Genomic DNA, 17500 nt, shown 5'->3' with positions numbered 1-17500 from the left:
TTTTGCATCACTTTTTGCATCAGATAACCCTGGATTTTTTCCGGGGTTATCTATAAATATCTCCTCTTGAATCTATTTTTAATATTTTTACTTCATCATGGCCATACTACATTTTTCAGTTAAATATTTTACTAATTCTAGTTTTCTAAAGATGCAATTGCCTTACTTCTCTATATTTTCTGTTTTCAAGTATCTCTTTTACCTTTTCTACACTATCTTGATTTTCATTTGACAGTTCTTCATTGTTTTCTATTTTCATAAGTATCCTATCTAATTCTTCATATCCAATTCCAAGAGCAAATTCATCGGTTATTCCTGGTGCAATATCAGGACTGGGTTTCTTATCAATTATTTTTTGAGGAATGTTTAATTTTTTTGCAAGTTCAAATACTTCAGTTTTATATAGATGTCTTATTGGCTCAATATCGCAGGCTTCATCTCCCCATTTTGTATAAAATCCAGTCATTTCTTCAGTTTTGTTGGTACATCCAGCTACGGCATATCCCCTTTTTTCAGCTTCAAAGTATAGCATTATTGTTCTCGTTCTAGGTTTTGCTCTGTAATATGCAAGGCTTTCAGAAAAATTTTTATCTCCTTGAGTAGTTAAGTCTTGTATAAAAGGTTTTTTTTGAGAAGTCCATACATTTCTAGAATATCTATTTTGAATGGTTTTTGGAAAAGGAAAAGCGGGAGGCTTTAAAGAGTAAACTCCTATTTTTCTTATGATTCCAGTCAAGTCAATTATTTTATATTCGATTCCAATATAATCACATACAAGAATTGCATCTTGAACTGTATCTTTGGCAGTGTCCCTTTCAGGAAGTATCAAACCTAAAACCTTGTCTCTTCCCAAGGAGTCTTTAAGTAGTTTACCTACTACAGCCGAATCAATTCCTCCGCTGATCCCAACAACAACACCTTTATACTTATATTTTTCTATATTATCCGCTATAAATTTTTTTATCTCTTCCATTTTACCCAACTCCCAGATTAGATTTAATTTTCAATTATATTATACTACTATTTCTATTGACGATAATATATTTTGTTTGATACTAATTATATTATGTGCAATAATTGACTTAAAAGAAGGAAAGTATAAAGAAATGTAGAAATTTTTCATGAATTCAATAGGCTGGAGGGAAGTTTATGGATAAAAACAAAAATTATCATTTTGATACTAGAACAATACATGGTGGAAGTTCAGGGAAAAACCCAAACAATGCTTTAAATCCACCAATATTTCAAACTTCAACTTTTGTATTTGATGATATAGAACATGTAGAAAAGGTAATGAGTTTTCAGTCAGATGATTATGTATATACTAGGGGAAACAATCCAACGCTGAGATTGTTTGAAAATAGAATGGCTGAATTAGAATTTGGAACTGGAGCTGTGGCTTTTGCTTCGGGAATGGCAGCTATTAGTTCAGTTTTGTTTTCTCTCTTAAAACCAGATGATAAAGTTATAGTTCATAGGACTCTTTATGGTTCAAGCTACAATGTAGTTACCAATATTTTGCCTCAATATAATGTGAAATATAAAATGATAGATCTTGGGAAATTGGAAGAATTAAAATCTTCCATAGATGAAAACACAAAGGTCATATATTTTGAAACCCCATCAAATCCCAATTTATCAGTTATAGACATAAAAGGGGTAGTGGAAATAGCAAAGGAAAGAAATATAAAAGTAGTGGTAGATAATACTTTTGCTTCTCCATATTTCCAAAATCCATTACTATTGGGAGCAGATGTGGTAGTTCATAGTGCTACAAAATACATATGCGGTCATGGAGATGTAGTAGGTGGAGTTGCAATAGCTAAAGATGCGGATTACATAAAGTATTTAAAATTTGATTATATGTGTGAATTTGGTGGAGTCATGAGTCCCTTTAATGCGTGGTTACTTTTGAGAGGACTTAAAACCCTTGGGGTTAGAATGAGGCAACATGAAGAAAATGCAATGAAGGTAGCAAAATTTCTTCAATCTCACAAAAAAATAAATAAAGTTATGTACCCTGGACTTGAAAGTTTTGAGAGCCATGAGATAGCTAAAAAACAGATGAATGGATTTGGAGCAATGATAAGCTTTGAAATAGATGGTGGAATGGAAGAAGCCAAAAAATTTGTGGAAAAATTGAAATTGGCTCAGTTGGCAGTTAGTTTGGGAGATTGTGAGACATTGGTGGAATTTCCGGCAGCCATGACTCATAGAGGATATCCCCATGAGAAATTGATAGAATTTGGACTTACAGAGAGTATGGTTAGAATATCTGTTGGACTTGAAGATTATAGAGATATAATAGAAGATTTAGAACAAGCTTTGGAAAGGTAGCAAGGATGTTTTTATATTTAGAAAAGAGGGACAAGCAATTTTAAATAGAATAATAGATTTATTTCATTTATATATCAAAGAGCCATTAGTAATTGACAATGTTGAAAATATGTCAATTGATGATGTGGTCGAGTCTATGATAGACAAATTTTCAGAAGTTATGGCAACTATATCGGGGAAAGTTAGACTATTTAATCAGTAAAAACTGAGATGGTCCTATTTTTGCTTTTATATAATTTAAAAAGAACAATAAATATTATTGGAGTAAAGGAAATGATAAGCAGGCTATTGCCTGCTTATTAAGTATATAAAAAGGTATTTGCCATTTTTGATACTTTGTTATCTTTCGGAAAATAAATTTTCCTTTGGAATATCATTAATGTCTATGCCAATCATTGCTTCTCCTAAATCTTTTGATACTTCAGCTAGTATTTTAGGGTCATTGTAGTTTTTTACAGCATTAACTATTGCTTTTGCTCTTTTTTCTGGATTTTGGGATTTGAAAATACCTGAACCTACAAATATACCATCACAACCTAATTGCATCATCAAAGCTGCATCTGCTGGTGTTGCAATTCCTCCTGCTGCAAAATTTAGTACTGGCAATTTGCCGTTTTCAGCTACATATACTACTAAATCATAGGGTGCTCCCATTTCTTTAGCTATAGTCATTAGTTCTTCTTTAGGTGTATTTTCCAATCTTCTTATTTGAGACATTACTGTTCGCATATGCCTTACTGCTTCAACTACATTTCCAGTACCCGCTTCTCCTTTTGTTCTTATCATTGATGCACCTTCACCAATACGTCTTAATGCTTCACCTAAATTTCTTGCTCCACAAACAAAAGGTGTATTGAAACTCTTTTTATTTATATGATAGCAATCATCAGCTGGTGTTAAGACTTCGCTTTCATCTATGTAATCTACACCCAAGGCTTCAATGATTTGTGCTTCAACAAAATGACCAATTCGTACTTTTGCCATTACAGGAATAGATACAGCTTTTAGTATTTCTTCTATCAATTTAGGATCTGACATTCTAGCAACTCCACCATCTTTTCTAATATCTGATGGGACTCTTTCCAATGCCATGACAGCAACAGCACCACTGCTTTCGGCAATTTTAGCTTGTTCTGCATTGACTACATCCATTATAACTCCACCTGCAAGCTTATCGTTTAATTCTTTTAAATTTTTCATAAAGTGTCCTCCTTTATATAGATACAATTTATATTTGTACCCATATACTATCAAAAGAGTATGTGCATTGTCAATACAATAAATAAAAATCATATATATATTTATATTTTGTATTGGTAGAAATTTATATATTTTTATGTAAAATAAACAAAGAAGCCCTTTAATCTTAAAGATTAAAGGGCTTTATAGTGTGCCTATTCTACAGGAGCTATCAAATATTCTCCATCTATGAAATTTATGACTATATAGGATTCTTCGTCAAATTCATAGATTAATCCGCCATTTTCTTCTGCTTCAAATTCCAATATAGAAAGGGTATCTATATATTCTTCCAATTCTTCTTCAGTTTCACAATCATCTGGATAGATCCCCATATACTCTAAAAATTTGATAGATTTTTTTCTTAAAATGCTTTGCGGAATCATAAAATCACCTCTTAAATCTTTGTATTCATTCAGTACAATCATACCCTGATTGTTGGAAATTAAAATATAAGTTAAGCTATATTTTACAATGAATGATGTATAAAAGTAAAGGGTTTTATGAAAATAGTTTTAAAAAAGATTTACAATTGTCGAATATATATATACAATTATCATGGAGGTAATTTTAATGAAAATATATGTTCTTGATAAAATATTAGAATACAAAAATGAAAAAAAGTATATAGACAATATATTTGAGGATTTGGGCAATATACTTTCAGATGAAAAATATGCCCTGAGCCATTTAGAAGTGGATGGGAAACATGTTTATGAGGATTTTTATGACTATTTTAGTGAAAATATTCATGATATAAAGGAAGTAAAAGTTTTCATTAAAACTTCAAGAGAATTGGCAAAGGATTTGATTGTATATATTATAGAAACTATAGAAGAGTATGTTCCAGAAATCCAAATATTGTCAAATGAATTTTACAATGAGGCTGCAGAAGAAACTTGGGGAAAACTTGTGGATTTGTTTGAAAAAATAAAATGGATATTAGATGCTACTGAAACATTAGATGTTGATAGAGAAATCAAATATATAGTTAGTGATTATAAATTGTGGAATGCATATGTAAAAGACACTTATGAACTAAGAGAGATTATGGTTGATTTTCAGGATATATTAGCTAATGATGATTTAAATTTTGTTCCAGAGATACTTTCTGGTGAAATAGCTCCATTATTTGAAGATATGAAGGAGAAGTTGGAGCTTTTAGTGAATAGAGAATTGGATATGAGTTTACTTAATTAAAATTATTCATAGGAGTTGATTTTATGATACCATTGTGTGTGGCAGAAATTAAAGGAAATGAGTGGAAATATATAGAGGAATGTTTGAAAAATAATGAAGTTGGTGGAGTAGGAAGTTTTGTAGATAGATTTGAGAAGGATTTTAAAGAATTTGTAGGAGCAAATATGGCAGTAGTAACTCCAAATGGGACCAGTGCTCTTCATTTGGCTTTGAGAGTATTGGGTATAAAAGAAGGAGATGAGGTTATAGTACCATCTCTTACATATATAGCTACAGTTAATCCTATAAAATATTTAGGGGCAGAGCCTGTATTTGTAGATGTATGTAGGGATACTTTTTCTATGGATGTAAAAAAGGTAGAAGAGCTTATAACTCCAAAGACTAAAGCTATTATGCCAGTTCATTTGTATGGGCATCCTGTAGATATGGATAGTTTAATGGAATTGGCAGATAAGTACAATTTGTATGTAATAGAAGATGCTACGGAAGGATTGGGTTCTTTGTATAAGGGAAATTCTGTAGGAAGTATTGGGCATATAGGATGTTTTAGCTTTAATGCCAATAAGCTTATGACTACTGGTGGCGGAGGAATGTTAGTGACCAATGATGTGGAATTGGGGAAAAGGGCCAAATTTTTGTCTACTCAGGCTAGAGTATTCCATGAAAACAATGGATTTAGCTATACGGATATAGGCTACAATTTTAGACTTCCAAATATAAATGCTAGTATGGGATGTGCTCAGTTGGAGAATTTGGATGAGTTTATATTGAAAAAAAGAGAGCATAGAGAATATTATGATGAACTCTTGAAGGATGTCAAGGGAATAACTTTGCCTGTAGAAAAGGAATGGGCCAAAAATGTATTTTGGCTATATTCTATAGTAGTGGAAGATGATTTTAGAATGAGTAGAGATGAGCTTATAAAGGCTTTTTCTGAAAATGATATTGAGACTAGACCATTTTTTGAACCAGTTCATGAGATGATACCCTATAAAAATTGTAGACATGGGGATTTAACTGTTACAGAAGAATTGGGCAAAAAAGGCATAAATTTGCCAAGTTCAGTAGGACTTAAAAAAGAAGAAATAGAGAAAGTGTGTGAAATCATAATAGGATAGCATGGTGGCAAATAAAATGTCTCCATGCAACCAAAGGAGTGTGAAAATTGTGATTTTTCCGGAAAAGCTAAAAAAAGGTGATACGATTGCCATTGTAGCACCTTCTTCTCCTGTATCAAGAGAAAACTTAGATGCTTGCAAGAAATTAGTTGAGGATATGGGATACAAGGTGAAAATGGGAAGATGTACTTATCTATCTATTCATGGATATTCTGCAGGTACTGGAGAAGAAAGGGCAAAAGAAATAAATGAGATGTTTGCTGACAAGGAGGTAAAGGCTATATGGTGTATAAGAGGTGGAGATACTAGTTCTCATATTATGGATAAATTAGATTTTGATTTGATAGCTGCAAATCCTAAAATATTTGTTGGATATAGTGATATTACAAATCTTAATGTAAATTTCAATCAAAGATGTGAAATGGTAACTTTTCATGGCCCTATGGTAGAATCTGATATGCTATATAATTTTGATGATTTTACAATGACAAGTTTCAAGAAGGCTATAAACATGGAAGATGAATTGATACTGGAAAATCCCCCTAGAGAAGATTTCAAGGTTATGGTGGAAGGTTATAGTGAAGGAATCATTGTAGGGGGCAATTTGGCATTACTTACATCTATGATTGGAACACCCTATGAAGTAGATACAAAAGGCAAGATACTTTTTATTGAAGATGTAAATGAAAGTGTTGAAAGACTTGATAGAATGATGTATCAATTGAAATATTCAGGGAAATTAGAGGATGCAGAAGGAATAATATTTGGTGAATTTACAAATTGTATAAATAAATCAGATAGGGATTATACAACGGAAGAAATGTTAAAAGATGTTTTAAGAGATTATAAAAAGCCTGTAATGTACAATATAAAATCAGGACATTGCCATCCTATGTCAACAATTCCACTTGGGACAATGTGCAATATGAATACAAAGACAAAAACAATTAAGTTTACAAGATAACCACTCCGCCACGCCGCCACGGGGACGTTTCGTTTGGCTGGTCTATTTTGGTCCCGCTGTTTGTTATGGCGAATACAAATAAAAAATGATTAGGGGTGAAGGAAATGGGAAAAATATTAGGAGCTTATGTTTCTCCGCATCCTCCTATAATAGTTGAGGAGATTGGAAGAGGCGAGGAAAAAAGAGCCAAAAAAACTCTTGATGGGGTTAAAAAGTTGGCATTAGACATTAAAGGGGAAAGTCCTTCTACTATAATACTTGTCACGCCTCATGGACCTTTGTTTAGTGATGCAATTGCTATTTCTTATGAAGATACTTTGGTGGGCAGTTTTTGGAATTTTGGTAGACCAGATTTAAGTTTTAAATTTCAAAATGATAAAGCTCTTGTTAAGGATATAGTAGATAGAGCAGCAAAAGAAGGTATTACGGTAGCTAAGATAGATAAAAAATTTTCATATATGTATAATGATGTGGATTTTCATTTAGACCATGGAGCGTTGGTTCCATTGTATTTTGTCAATAAAGAATATATGGATTATAAATTGGTCCATATAACCTATGGCCTTTTGTCTCCAACTGAACTTTATAGATTTGGCACTATTATTCAAGAAGCGGTTTTAGCATCAGCTGAAAGAGCTGTGTTTATAGCTAGTGGGGATTTATCTCATAGGCTTAAAGAAGATGCTCCAGCTGGATATAGCCCTAAGGGAGAAGTATTTGATAGAAAAATAGTTGAACTTTTTAAGAATAATGATTTTGAAGGAATAGCAAATTTTGATTTAGAATTGGCAGAAGCAGCTGGTGAATGTGGTTTGAGATCTTTTATAGTTATGTCAGGATTTTTAGATGGATTTAAGAAGAAAACAGAAGTATATTCCTATGAAGGTCCCTTTGGAGTAGGATATTGCACAGCTAAGGTATCTGTATATGAAGGAGGAGAAGATTACAAATTGTTGGACAAAATAAAAAAGGCTAAAAAAGAGAAAATAATTAGTATAAGAGAAAAAGAAGACGAATATGTGAGATTGGCAAGACAAAGTTTAGAATATTATATAAAATATGGGGAAATAATGGATTTACCTAAGAATTTGAGTGAAGAATTATTAAAGAATAGAAGTGGGGTATTTGTATCCTTAAAAAAGGATTCCATGCTAAGAGGATGTATTGGCACTATAGAACCTACTAAAGAAAATATAGCTATGGAGATAATCAAAAATGCAGTGAGTGCTGGAGTTGAAGACCCAAGATTTTTGCCAGTGGACGAAAGTGAATTGGACGAAATTGTATATTCGGTAGATGTACTAAAAGAACCAGAAAAGATTGATTCTATAGAAGAACTGGATGTAAAAAAATATGGTGTTATTGTCAGCAAAGGCATGAGGAGAGGTGTTCTTCTTCCAAATTTGGAAGGCATAGAAACTCCAGAAGAACAGATAAATATAGCTCTAAAAAAGGCTGGAATAAGTCCAGATGAAGATTATAGCATAGAGAGATTTGAAGTGGAAAGGCATATATAGTGGGTGAATAGAAATGAAACTTAAAGAAGCTTTATATTATACTCAACTAGAGGGCAAAAAAGTAAGGTGCAATCTTTGCCCTCATGGATGTATTATAGATGATAAAAATATTGGAATATGCAAAGCAAGAAAAAATGAAGGTGGAAAACTATATACACTAAATTATGGCAAGATAACATCTTATGCTTTTGACCCAATAGAAAAAAAGCCTTTATATCATTTTTATCCAGGGAGCAAGATTTTTTCTATTGGCAGTTTTGGTTGCAACTTAAAATGTGAGTTTTGTCAAAATTGGGAGATAGCTCATGAGAAACCAGTATCTATTGAAATACAAGATGAAGATTTGTTAAGTCTTGCAAAAGCCAATGGCTCTATAGGTATTGCCTACACCTACAATGAGCCTTCTATTTGGTATGAATATGTATTATATATATCTAAAAAAGTGAAAAATCAGGGGCTAAAAAATGTATTAGTCACCAATGGATATATTCAGAAAGAGCCTTTAGAGGAGATTTTACCATATATAGATGCTATGAATATAGATTTGAAATCTTTTGATGAAAGCTACTACAATAGATTGTGCAAAGGGAAACTTTCATCAGTTTTGGATACAATAGAAATAAGCAGAAAATCTACTTGGGTTGAAATTACAACGCTTATAATAGAAGGAGAAAATGATTCTTTAGATGAAATACAAAAGCTTTCTAAGTGGATTTCAGAAATAGATGAAGATATTCCTCTTCATTTGACCAGATATCATCCAGCATATAAAATGTTCAAACCACCGACAAGCTATGATATTCTTGTAAAAGCTAAAGATATAGCTAGAGAGTATTTGAATTATGTATATATAGGGAATGTGTGGGGAATTGATTTAAATACCTATTGTCCTAATTGTGGGAGCAAAATAGTGGATAGGGATTTGCCTGTAGAAATAATTGGAATAAATAATGGGAAATGTGCTAAATGTGGAAAGAATATAGAGATAATATATTGAAATGCAAGATGCGTGAAAGTATCACAAAAGCCTCAGTATCGGGACAAAAAACGACCAGCCAAACGAAACGTCCCCGTGGCGGAGTGGCGGAGTGATGGATATTGATTTATATAAGATAAAATGATATTCTATGAATAGAAAACGTTTACTATTGTTTGTTAGGAGGATGAAAATGGCAAATTTGAAAGATTGGAACAATTTAAAGGTTTTAAAATACAATAGATTAAATAGTAGAGCATATTTTAGTTCTTATAAAGATATAGATTCTGCCCTTAATTTTGGAATGGAAAATAGAAAGGGATTTAAACTTTTGAATGGTATGTGGAAGTTTTACTATTCCCATACTCCAGAAGAGTCTCCACAGAATTTTTATGATAGAGATTTTGATGCAAGAGATTGGGATGATATTAGAGTTCCTGGGAACTGGCAGTTAGAGGGATATGGCTATCCTCACTATACTGATTTAATATATCCTTTTCCCGTTGATCCTCCAAGGGTTCCATCAGAAAATCCTACAGGCTATTATAGGAGAAATTTTTATATACCAAAAGATTGGAATGGTTTGCAAGTCATTATCAGATTTGAAGGCGTAGATAGTGGATTTCATCTATGGATAAATGGCAAAAAAGTTGGATATAGTCAAGGGAGCAGAATGCCTTCAGAGTTTGATATAACTCCATACATAAATACTGGTGAAAATCTTTTAGCTGTAAGAGTATATCAGTGGACGGATGGCAGTTATTTAGAGGATCAGGATATGTGGTGGTTAAGTGGCATATTTAGAGATGTATCCCTTATTGCCAGGGAAAAGATTCATATTGAAGACTTTTTTGTAAAGACTCAGCTTGATGAGAGTTATGAAGATGGGATACTAAATATAGAAACTAAAGTGACAAATGTGGATTTTGTAGAGTATAGAGATTACAAACTTCGATATATATTGTTTGATGAGAATTTGTCAAAAGTTGGGGAAACTGCTATGGATTTAGATTTGGCTTCTCAATGTGAGAAAATAGTGTCATTAGATATACCAGTTAAAAGTCCTCATAAGTGGTCTGCAGAAGCTCCATATTTGTACAATTTTCTTATTGTACTTGAAGATTTAAAAGGAAATATTTTAGAAGTTGTGCCTTCAAAGATAGGTTTTAGGACTGTGGAAGTTAAGGATGGAAATTTTCTTGTAAATGGTGTCCCCATAATGCTAAAGGGAGTTAATCGTCATGAAATACATCCCGAACTTGGAAGAGCTGTACCTTTTCATTCTATGGAAGAAGATATAGTGCTTATGAAAAAATACAATATAAATGCTGTTCGTACTTCTCATTATCCAAATCACCCAAGATTTTATGAACTTTGCGATATGTATGGGTTATATGTAATAGATGAGGCTGATTTGGAATGTCATGGATTTGAGTTAATGGGAGATATTAGCCAAATAAGCAAAGACCCAGCATGGGAGGAGGCCTATGTTGATAGGGTAGAGAGAATGGTTGAAAGAGACAAAAACCATCCTTCTATTATAATGTGGTCCTTGGGAAATGAATCAGGTTTTGGCTCAAATTTCAAGGCTATGGCAGATTGGTGCCATAAAAGGGATTCTACTAGATTGGTTCATTATGAGGGAGATTTTGATGTAGAAGTGGCTGATGTAGTGAGTACTATGTATTCTTCTCATGAAAGAATGGAGGAGTATGGGAAAATGGAAAATATGGATAAGCCTCATATTCTCTGTGAATATGCTCATGCTATGGGAAATGGGCCAGGAGGGCTTAAAGAGTATTGGGATATTTTCTATAAATACAAGAGACTTCAAGGTGGATTTGTGTGGGAATGGGTTGACCATGGTATTAGAAAATATACAGAGGATGGCAGAGAATATTTTGCATATGGTGGAGATTTTGGAGATGAACCCAACAATTCAAATTTCTGTTGTGATGGACTTTTAAGGCCTGATAGAATTCCTACACCAGGACTAATCCAGTACAAGAAAATAATTGAACCTGTAAAGGTGGAAGAAGTTAATTTAAACAAAGGTCAAGTAAAGATTAAAAATATATATGATTTTATATCATTGGATCATTTGAATTTGGCTTGGAATGTTTCAGGGGATGGGAAAATACTTCAAAGTGGAATACTTAATATGCCTCATATTGAAGCTCGTGAAAGCAAAGTGGTTACAATACCTTTTGATTTAAAGAAAAAATACAATTTGAATACAGATTTATGGCTAAATATTGAATTTGTTTTGGCTGTAGATACTCCTTGGGCCAATAAAGGTCATGTAGTTGCTTGGGAACAATTTAAACTTTCTTCAGAATATAAATTGCCGGTTTTAGATATAGAATCTATGGCTAATGTAGATGTAAAAGAAGACTATAAATTTATATATGTAAAAGGTTGCAATTTCAATTTGTTATTTAACAAGTTGAAGGGTCAAATATATAGTTGGAATTATGAAGGAGTAGATATTTTAAAGGAAGGGCCCAAGTTGAATTTTTGGAGAGCTCCAATAGATAATGATATGTATATAGTGAAGGAGTGGAGGAAAAAAGGACTAGATATATTACATCATAGGATAGATGAAGTTGAGACTACTATAGAGGATAAATTGGCAATTGTGAATATAAAAACTTTTATTTCACCACCAAATGGAGATTGGGCTTTAGAATGTAGATATATTTACAAGATATATGGTAGCGGCCATGTAGATATGTCCATAGTAGGTAGTCCTAAAGGAAATATTCCAGGAACTCTTCCAAAGATTGGATTACAGATGAAATTGCCTAAATTTATGTCAAGAGTTAAATGGTATGGGAGAGGGCCAGGTGAATCGTATATTGATAGCAAAGAAGCTAATCCTTTTGGAGTATACAAAAGCACTGTAGATGAACTTTATACTCCCTATGTGTATCCTCAGGACAATGGAAATAGAACTGATGTAAAATGGGTTTCTTTTTCTGATGAATTGGGGGTAGGATTTGTAGTATATGCTGAAGAAAGTTTAAACTTTAGTGCTCATTATTATACTACAGAAGATATAGAAAAGGCTAGGCATCTATCAGATTTAAGCAAAAGAGATTTTATCACATTGAATATTGATTATAAGCATTATGGACTTGGAAGTAATAGCTGTGGGCCTCTTCCACTACCACAACATAGACTTGAAACTAAGGAGTTTCAGTTTAATATTAGATGGAAACCCTATTCTGGGGGTGATGTAGATGGAATTTGATATAAAGGAAATACCTTTTAGTTCTTATGGTTCAACTTTTTCTATATCCTATATTGAAAATATAAAGGATATAGAAGATGGACTGTATATAAGGAATGTAAAAGGAGGAGACAATTTTATAAGTCGACTTTTTAGAATAGATTTAGTTGAAAATGGAGATATTGTTTCTTTTAAGAGCATTTTTAATCCTACTTTGTTGAAATTAGAGAGTTCAAAAGGGTTTGTGGAGTTTTGTATATCTAAGGATATTCTCCGTATTCGTGGCGAGAATACAAGTTTAAGATTGACTATGGATACAAAGTCCTATGACAATGCTATACCTATTGGTAAAAAACAGTGGGAAGTCAATAGCTATGAAGAGCAACTAAAGCTTTTGATTACATCTTTAGAGGGAGAGCTTGTTGTAGATGCACCTTGGAATATAGTTAAATCAGAATATATTGTGGCAAATTTTTCATGTGATGAAAACAATAGATTTGATGCTACTATTGAGGCCTATGAGACGGTTTGGCAAGAAAAAGAATATGATAGTTTTGAAAAATATCATGCAAAAATAAAGGAAAGCTATGATGCATGGATGGATAGTATAGCTGAAGTTTCAGATGAAATAGAAAAGGGAAGGCAATTGGCAGGATATTTTACTTGGTCATGTGTTGTAAATCCAAAGGGAAAGCTTACTAGGCCAGCTATATATATGTCTAAAAATTATATGTCAAATATATGGAGCTGGGATAATTGTTTTAATGCTATGGCTCTTATAAATAGATATCCAGAACTAGCTTGGGATCAAATAATGATATTTTTTGACAATCAAGATGAAAGTGGTTTGATTCCTGATTATATAAATGATGCCTTTGCAAGTTGGAATTGTACTAAACCTCCTATACATGGTTGGGCTATTGATTGGATGATGAAGAAAAGTGATTTTATAACTAAAGAGAAGATGGAAGAAGTATATGAGCCTTTGGTCAAGTGGACTAATTGGTGGTTTAAATATCGTGATTATGACAAGGATGGAATACCTACATATAATCATGGAAATGATTGTGGCTGGGACAATTCTACAGTTTTTAATGAAAGACCACCTATTAAAAGTCCCGATCTTTTAAGCTATTTAGTGATTCAAATGGATGTGTTGTCCACATTAGCTAAAAATATTGGTAGGAAAGAAGAATCACTATATTGGAAAGATAGAGCTTCTAGTTTGCTAGATAAGCTAATAGATTGTTTTTACGATGGAAAAAAATTTGTTGCTAGATTGGCTGGGAGCAATAAAATCATTGAGTCTAATAGTTTGCTTCTTTATATGCCTATTGTTCTTGGAGATAGGCTTCCTGTAGATATAGCTAAAAAATTGGTAGAGGATTTAAAGGAGAAGGGCAAATTTTATACTGAATATGGTTTGGCAACGGAAAGAATAGATAGCCCTTTTTATGAAGAAAAGGGCTATTGGAGAGGTCCAATTTGGGCACCTACAACTATGATTATTGTTGATGGATTGTACAATATGGGGGAATTAGACTTTGCACGTGATATTGCTTGGAAATTTTGTAGAATGGCTTCTCAAAGAGGAATGACTGAAAATTACAATGCCCTTACAGGTGAAGGGCTTGAGGAAAATGCTTTTACTATGACATCAGCAGTTTTTCTTACATTGGCAATGGAGTTGAGGTGAGATGTAAATGGGAGCTACTATACATGATGTGGCAAAGAGGGCAGGAGTCTCTATTGCCACTGTATCTCGTGCAATAAATAACAATTACCCTGTAAAGGCGGAAACTAGAGAAAAAATAGAAAAGGCTATTGAGGAATTGGGATATGTACCCAATGAAATAGCACGAAGTTTGATACTTAAAACTACATCTAGTGTAGGAATACTTGTACCGGGTATTACCAATCTTTTTTTTCCAACAATAGTTGAGGAAATAAATAGAACCTTGGTGAATAATGGATTTACAATGTCTTTATATAGTACAGATGGTAATCCTATTATGGAAAAGAATGTAATAGATAATATTATTTCAAGGAATATGGATGGAATAATAGCTATTGACCCTTCAATGGAAAATTTGGATAATGGGTATTTTAAAGATTTATCAAAGAAAATTCCAATTATTATTATCAACGGAAATACTAACAAGTACAAAGGCAATTTTATTTGTTATGATGAAGAAGTGGGAAGTATAGAAGCTCTTCAGTATTTGTTTAAGTTGGGGCATAGAAAAATTGTCTTTGTCCGTGGTGATAGAAGTTTGTCTTATGATTTAAAAGAAAATTTGTATAGACAATTTGTTAAATCCAACAATCTCAAGTATGAAAAAATAATTTCAGTAGGAATGGGAAATAGTTTGGAAGTGGTTGAAAAGACAAGGGAAATATTTGAGAAATTTTTACATTCTAAGGAAAATGCAACTGCAGTATTTGCCTGCAATGATTTGATGGCAGTAGGAGTGATAAATGCCTGCAAGAATGCCCAAATACAGATTCCTCAAGATATTTCTGTGATTGGATGTGACAATACATTGCTTTCAAATATTATTCATCCAAAGCTTACTACTATAGATTTAAAAATGGATGAAATAGGGAGGAAGGCAGCTGTAGAGATTATTGATATGATAGAGAAAAAATCTATTGTAAATAAAAAGATTGTCTATGATACGAAATTGGTGATTAGAGATAGTTGTGGTGAGAAAAAATAAATAGGAGTGATAATATGGCAGAACTTAGGTGGAATCCATTATTGAGAGATTGGACAATGGTGGCTTCTCATAGGCAAAATAGACCTGAAATGCCTGAAGATTGGTGTCCATTTTGTCCTGGTTCAGGAAAAGTTCCAGAAGATTATGATGTATATGAGTATGACAATGATTTTCCTGCACTTTGCCAAGAGCCAATGGAAACAGATGATATAGGAAGTGATTTTTATAGGACAAGACCTGCTTATGGAAAATGTGAAGTAATATTGTATTCTCCTAAACATGATGCATTGATATGGCAATTAGATTTAAATCATTTGAGAAAACTTGTAGATTTATGGTGTGAAAGATATATAGAACTTTCAAAAGATAAAAAAATTAAATATATTTTCCCATTTGAAAATAGGGGAAAGGAAGTAGGGGTGAGTATGCCTCATCCTCATGGTCAGATATATGGATATTCATTTATGCCGTTGAAGTTGCAATTGGAATTGAATTCCTGTAGAGATTACTACATAGAAAACAATGAGTGTCTAATATGTAGAATGAATATGGAAGAAGAAAAATTTCAAGAAAGAATAATTATGGAAAATGAAGATTTTTTATGTTATCTTCCTTTTTTTACTGATTATCCTTTTGGAGCCTTTATAGTTTCTAAAGTTCATAGGAGTAAAATCATTGATTTTACAGAAAGAGAAAAAAATAATTTTGCGAGGATTTTAAGAGATTTGACAGCTACATTTGATGCACTTTATGATAGACCATTTCCTTATATGATGGCAATTCATCAAGCACCTGTAAATTCACCAGAGTATGGGGATTGTGATAAATACTTTCATTTTCATGTAGAGTTTTATCCGCCTTTAAGATCTTCAGATAGAATAAAATACAACGCATCTTCTGAAACTGGGGCTTGGGCCAATTGCAATCCAAGAAGAGTAGAAGATACTGCTTTGGAGCTTAAAAAAGCATATAAGAAATTTTTAAATAAGAATTTTTAAAGATTAAATGAGGTGTGAAAATGGATTTATGTAGTTTAATTGATAGATTTCATGAAATTTATGGTTTTGGAGAGATAAGAAAGTTTTTTTCTCCTAGTAGAGTAAATTTAATTGGAGAACATATTGATTACAATGGAGGTCATGTATTGCCTTGTGCTCTTGAAATAGGAACTTATGGTTTGGTTAGAAAGAGAGATGACAACAATATAAGACTTGCTTCTGAAAATTTTGAATTAAAAGTAGAAGTAAATATTGAGGATTTAAAATATAAAAGTCAAGATGGGTGGGGCAATTATCCTAAAGGGGTTATTTATTTTATGAAACAAAAGGGTTATAGAATTTCAGGAATGGATATTTTAGTGTGGGGAAATATCCCCAATGGAGCTGGGCTTTCTTCTTCAGCATCTTTGGAATTGCTAATAGCTGAAATAATCAATAGTTTATTTAATGATGGAAGGATTCCTAAAATTGATTTAATAAAGCTTTGCCAAGAGGCAGAAAATGAATTTATAGGAGTAAGATGCGGGATTATGGACCAGTTTGCTATTTCTATGGGCAAAAAAGATAAGGTAATACTTTTGGATTGCAGTAGCCTCCAGTTTGAGTATATAGATATAAATATAAATATGAACGATTGTATATTAGTCATTATGAATACCAACAAAAGAAGGAAATTAAATGAATCAAGATACAATGAAAGAAGAGATGAGTGTAAAAAAGCTTTAAATATTATTAAAAACTATAAAGATATAGACAATCTCTGCCAAATTTCAATAGAAGAATATGAAGAAGTAGAAAAGCATATATTTGAAGATTGTATTAAAAAGAGAGTTCGTCATGTGGTCTATGAAAATCAAAGAGTTTTGAATGCTGCTGAAGCTTTAAAAAATGGAGATATAAATAGAGTAGGTAAACTTCTTGTTGAATCTCACAATTCTTTAAAGGATTTATATGAAGTGACAGGAAATGAATTAGATACTATAGTGGAAGTTTCTTTAGAGCAATCTGGGTGTATAGGTGCCAGAATGACTGGAGGAGGATTTGGAGGGTGTGCAATAGCAATTGTAAAAAATGATAGTGTAGATAATTTCATAAATAAAGTTGGTACCTTGTATAAAAGAAAAATAGGATATAGTCCTGAGTTTTATATTACAGGTATAGGTCATGGAACTAGAGAACTATTTTAAAGAGGTGATTTT

General features: G+C 32.5%; 14 protein-coding genes. 11 read left to right on the top strand and 3 right to left on the bottom strand.

Annotation, left to right across the window (positions count from 1 at the left end; genetic code table 11):
* Nucleotides 1-145: 145 nt before the first annotated feature.
* Nucleotides 146-973, bottom strand: a complete 828-nt coding sequence (gene nadE, locus ACFWUA_RS02720) for an NAD(+) synthase (RefSeq protein ID WP_416198635.1) — start codon at nucleotides 971-973, stop codon at nucleotides 146-148.
* 176 nt (nucleotides 974-1149) lie between these two features.
* Between nadE and ACFWUA_RS02715 the strand changes: the two genes are divergently transcribed.
* Entirely contained in the window at nucleotides 1150-2337 is a 1188-nt protein-coding gene (locus ACFWUA_RS02715; protein WP_416198634.1) for a trans-sulfuration enzyme family protein, read from the top strand.
* Between the two features lie 339 nt (nucleotides 2338-2676).
* On the opposite strand, the gene pdxS is transcribed toward ACFWUA_RS02715, so the two are convergent.
* Both pdxS and ACFWUA_RS02705 read right to left on the bottom strand, forming a co-directional pair.
* Nucleotides 2677-3537, bottom strand: a complete 861-nt coding sequence (gene pdxS / locus ACFWUA_RS02710; RefSeq protein ID WP_416198633.1) for a pyridoxal 5'-phosphate synthase lyase subunit PdxS — start codon at nucleotides 3535-3537, stop codon at nucleotides 2677-2679.
* 194 nt (nucleotides 3538-3731) lie between these two features.
* The gene (locus ACFWUA_RS02705) at nucleotides 3732-3962 is read right to left on the bottom strand and encodes a hypothetical protein (RefSeq protein WP_416198632.1); all 231 of its coding nucleotides are present in this window, start codon (nucleotides 3960-3962) and stop codon (nucleotides 3732-3734) included.
* A gap of 187 nt (nucleotides 3963-4149) precedes the next feature.
* Here ACFWUA_RS02705 and ACFWUA_RS02700 point away from each other — a divergent pair, with 187 nt between their 5' ends.
* The 10 genes from ACFWUA_RS02700 to ACFWUA_RS02655 all read left to right on the top strand — a co-directional run bounded on the left by ACFWUA_RS02700 (nucleotide 4150) and on the right by ACFWUA_RS02655 (nucleotide 17488).
* Nucleotides 4150-4776, top strand: a complete 627-nt coding sequence (locus ACFWUA_RS02700) for a hypothetical protein (RefSeq protein WP_416198631.1) — start codon at nucleotides 4150-4152, stop codon at nucleotides 4774-4776.
* 23 nt (nucleotides 4777-4799) lie between these two features.
* Nucleotides 4800-5894: a LegC family aminotransferase gene (locus ACFWUA_RS02695; RefSeq protein WP_416198630.1), complete on the top strand. Its 1095-nt coding sequence runs from the start codon at nucleotides 4800-4802 to the stop codon at nucleotides 5892-5894.
* A gap of 49 nt (nucleotides 5895-5943) precedes the next feature.
* Nucleotides 5944-6858 carry a S66 peptidase family protein gene (locus tag ACFWUA_RS02690; RefSeq protein ID WP_416198629.1) on the top strand — a complete coding sequence of 305 codons (915 nt, stop codon included), beginning with the start codon at nucleotides 5944-5946 and terminating at the stop codon, nucleotides 6856-6858.
* A gap of 104 nt (nucleotides 6859-6962) precedes the next feature.
* Nucleotides 6963-8375 carry an AmmeMemoRadiSam system protein A gene (amrA, locus tag ACFWUA_RS02685; RefSeq protein WP_416198628.1) on the top strand — a complete coding sequence of 471 codons (1413 nt, stop codon included), beginning with the start codon at nucleotides 6963-6965 and terminating at the stop codon, nucleotides 8373-8375.
* Nucleotides 8376-8388: 13 nt separating this feature from the next.
* Nucleotides 8389-9372 carry an AmmeMemoRadiSam system radical SAM enzyme gene (amrS, locus tag ACFWUA_RS02680; RefSeq protein ID WP_416198627.1) on the top strand — a complete coding sequence of 328 codons (984 nt, stop codon included), beginning with the start codon at nucleotides 8389-8391 and terminating at the stop codon, nucleotides 9370-9372.
* 172 nt (nucleotides 9373-9544) lie between these two features.
* Nucleotides 9545-12604 carry a beta-galactosidase subunit alpha gene (ebgA, locus tag ACFWUA_RS02675; RefSeq protein ID WP_416198626.1) on the top strand — a complete coding sequence of 1020 codons (3060 nt, stop codon included), beginning with the start codon at nucleotides 9545-9547 and terminating at the stop codon, nucleotides 12602-12604.
* Nucleotides 12594-14279: an amylo-alpha-1,6-glucosidase gene (locus ACFWUA_RS02670; protein ID WP_416198625.1), complete on the top strand. Its 1686-nt coding sequence runs from the start codon at nucleotides 12594-12596 to the stop codon at nucleotides 14277-14279. Before ebgA ends, ACFWUA_RS02670 begins: the two co-directional genes overlap by 11 nt.
* A gap of 7 nt (nucleotides 14280-14286) precedes the next feature.
* The gene (locus ACFWUA_RS02665) at nucleotides 14287-15303 is read left to right on the top strand and encodes a LacI family DNA-binding transcriptional regulator (RefSeq protein ID WP_416198624.1); all 1017 of its coding nucleotides are present in this window, start codon (nucleotides 14287-14289) and stop codon (nucleotides 15301-15303) included.
* A gap of 14 nt (nucleotides 15304-15317) precedes the next feature.
* Nucleotides 15318-16301, top strand: a complete 984-nt coding sequence (galT, locus tag ACFWUA_RS02660) for a galactose-1-phosphate uridylyltransferase (protein WP_416198623.1) — start codon at nucleotides 15318-15320, stop codon at nucleotides 16299-16301.
* 20 nt (nucleotides 16302-16321) lie between these two features.
* Complete coding sequence (locus ACFWUA_RS02655; RefSeq protein ID WP_416198622.1) at nucleotides 16322-17488, top strand: galactokinase; 1167 nt, start codon at nucleotides 16322-16324, stop codon at nucleotides 17486-17488.
* Nucleotides 17489-17500: the final 12 nt, after the last annotated feature.

Origin of the sequence: Sporanaerobacter sp. (assembly GCF_047830725.1) — a bacterium.
GTDB lineage: Bacteria > Bacillota > Clostridia > Tissierellales > Sporanaerobacteraceae > Sporanaerobacter.
This window is presented reverse-complemented; position numbering and strand designations above follow the sequence as displayed.

Excerpts from the sequence above, each read along its gene's own strand:
- ACFWUA_RS02705 (WP_416198632.1), bottom strand. The coding sequence starts at position 3,962 with ATGATTCCGCAAAGCATTTTAAGAAAAAAATCTATCAAATTTTTAGAG.
- ACFWUA_RS02715 (WP_416198634.1), top strand. The coding sequence starts at position 1,150 with ATGGATAAAAACAAAAATTATCATTTTGATACTAGAACAATACATGGT.
- ACFWUA_RS02655 (WP_416198622.1), top strand. The coding sequence starts at position 16,322 with ATGGATTTATGTAGTTTAATTGATAGATTTCATGAAATTTATGGTTTT.
- ebgA (WP_416198626.1), top strand. The coding sequence starts at position 9,545 with ATGGCAAATTTGAAAGATTGGAACAATTTAAAGGTTTTAAAATACAAT.
- pdxS (WP_416198633.1), bottom strand. The coding sequence starts at position 3,537 with ATGAAAAATTTAAAAGAATTAAACGATAAGCTTGCAGGTGGAGTTATA.
- amrA (WP_416198628.1), top strand. The coding sequence starts at position 6,963 with ATGGGAAAAATATTAGGAGCTTATGTTTCTCCGCATCCTCCTATAATA.
- ACFWUA_RS02700 (WP_416198631.1), top strand. The coding sequence starts at position 4,150 with ATGAAAATATATGTTCTTGATAAAATATTAGAATACAAAAATGAAAAA.
- ACFWUA_RS02665 (WP_416198624.1), top strand. The coding sequence starts at position 14,287 with ATGGGAGCTACTATACATGATGTGGCAAAGAGGGCAGGAGTCTCTATT.
- ACFWUA_RS02670 (WP_416198625.1), top strand. The coding sequence starts at position 12,594 with ATGGAATTTGATATAAAGGAAATACCTTTTAGTTCTTATGGTTCAACT.
- nadE (WP_416198635.1), bottom strand. The coding sequence starts at position 973 with ATGGAAGAGATAAAAAAATTTATAGCGGATAATATAGAAAAATATAAG.
- amrS (WP_416198627.1), top strand. The coding sequence starts at position 8,389 with ATGAAACTTAAAGAAGCTTTATATTATACTCAACTAGAGGGCAAAAAA.
- galT (WP_416198623.1), top strand. The coding sequence starts at position 15,318 with ATGGCAGAACTTAGGTGGAATCCATTATTGAGAGATTGGACAATGGTG.
- ACFWUA_RS02695 (WP_416198630.1), top strand. The coding sequence starts at position 4,800 with ATGATACCATTGTGTGTGGCAGAAATTAAAGGAAATGAGTGGAAATAT.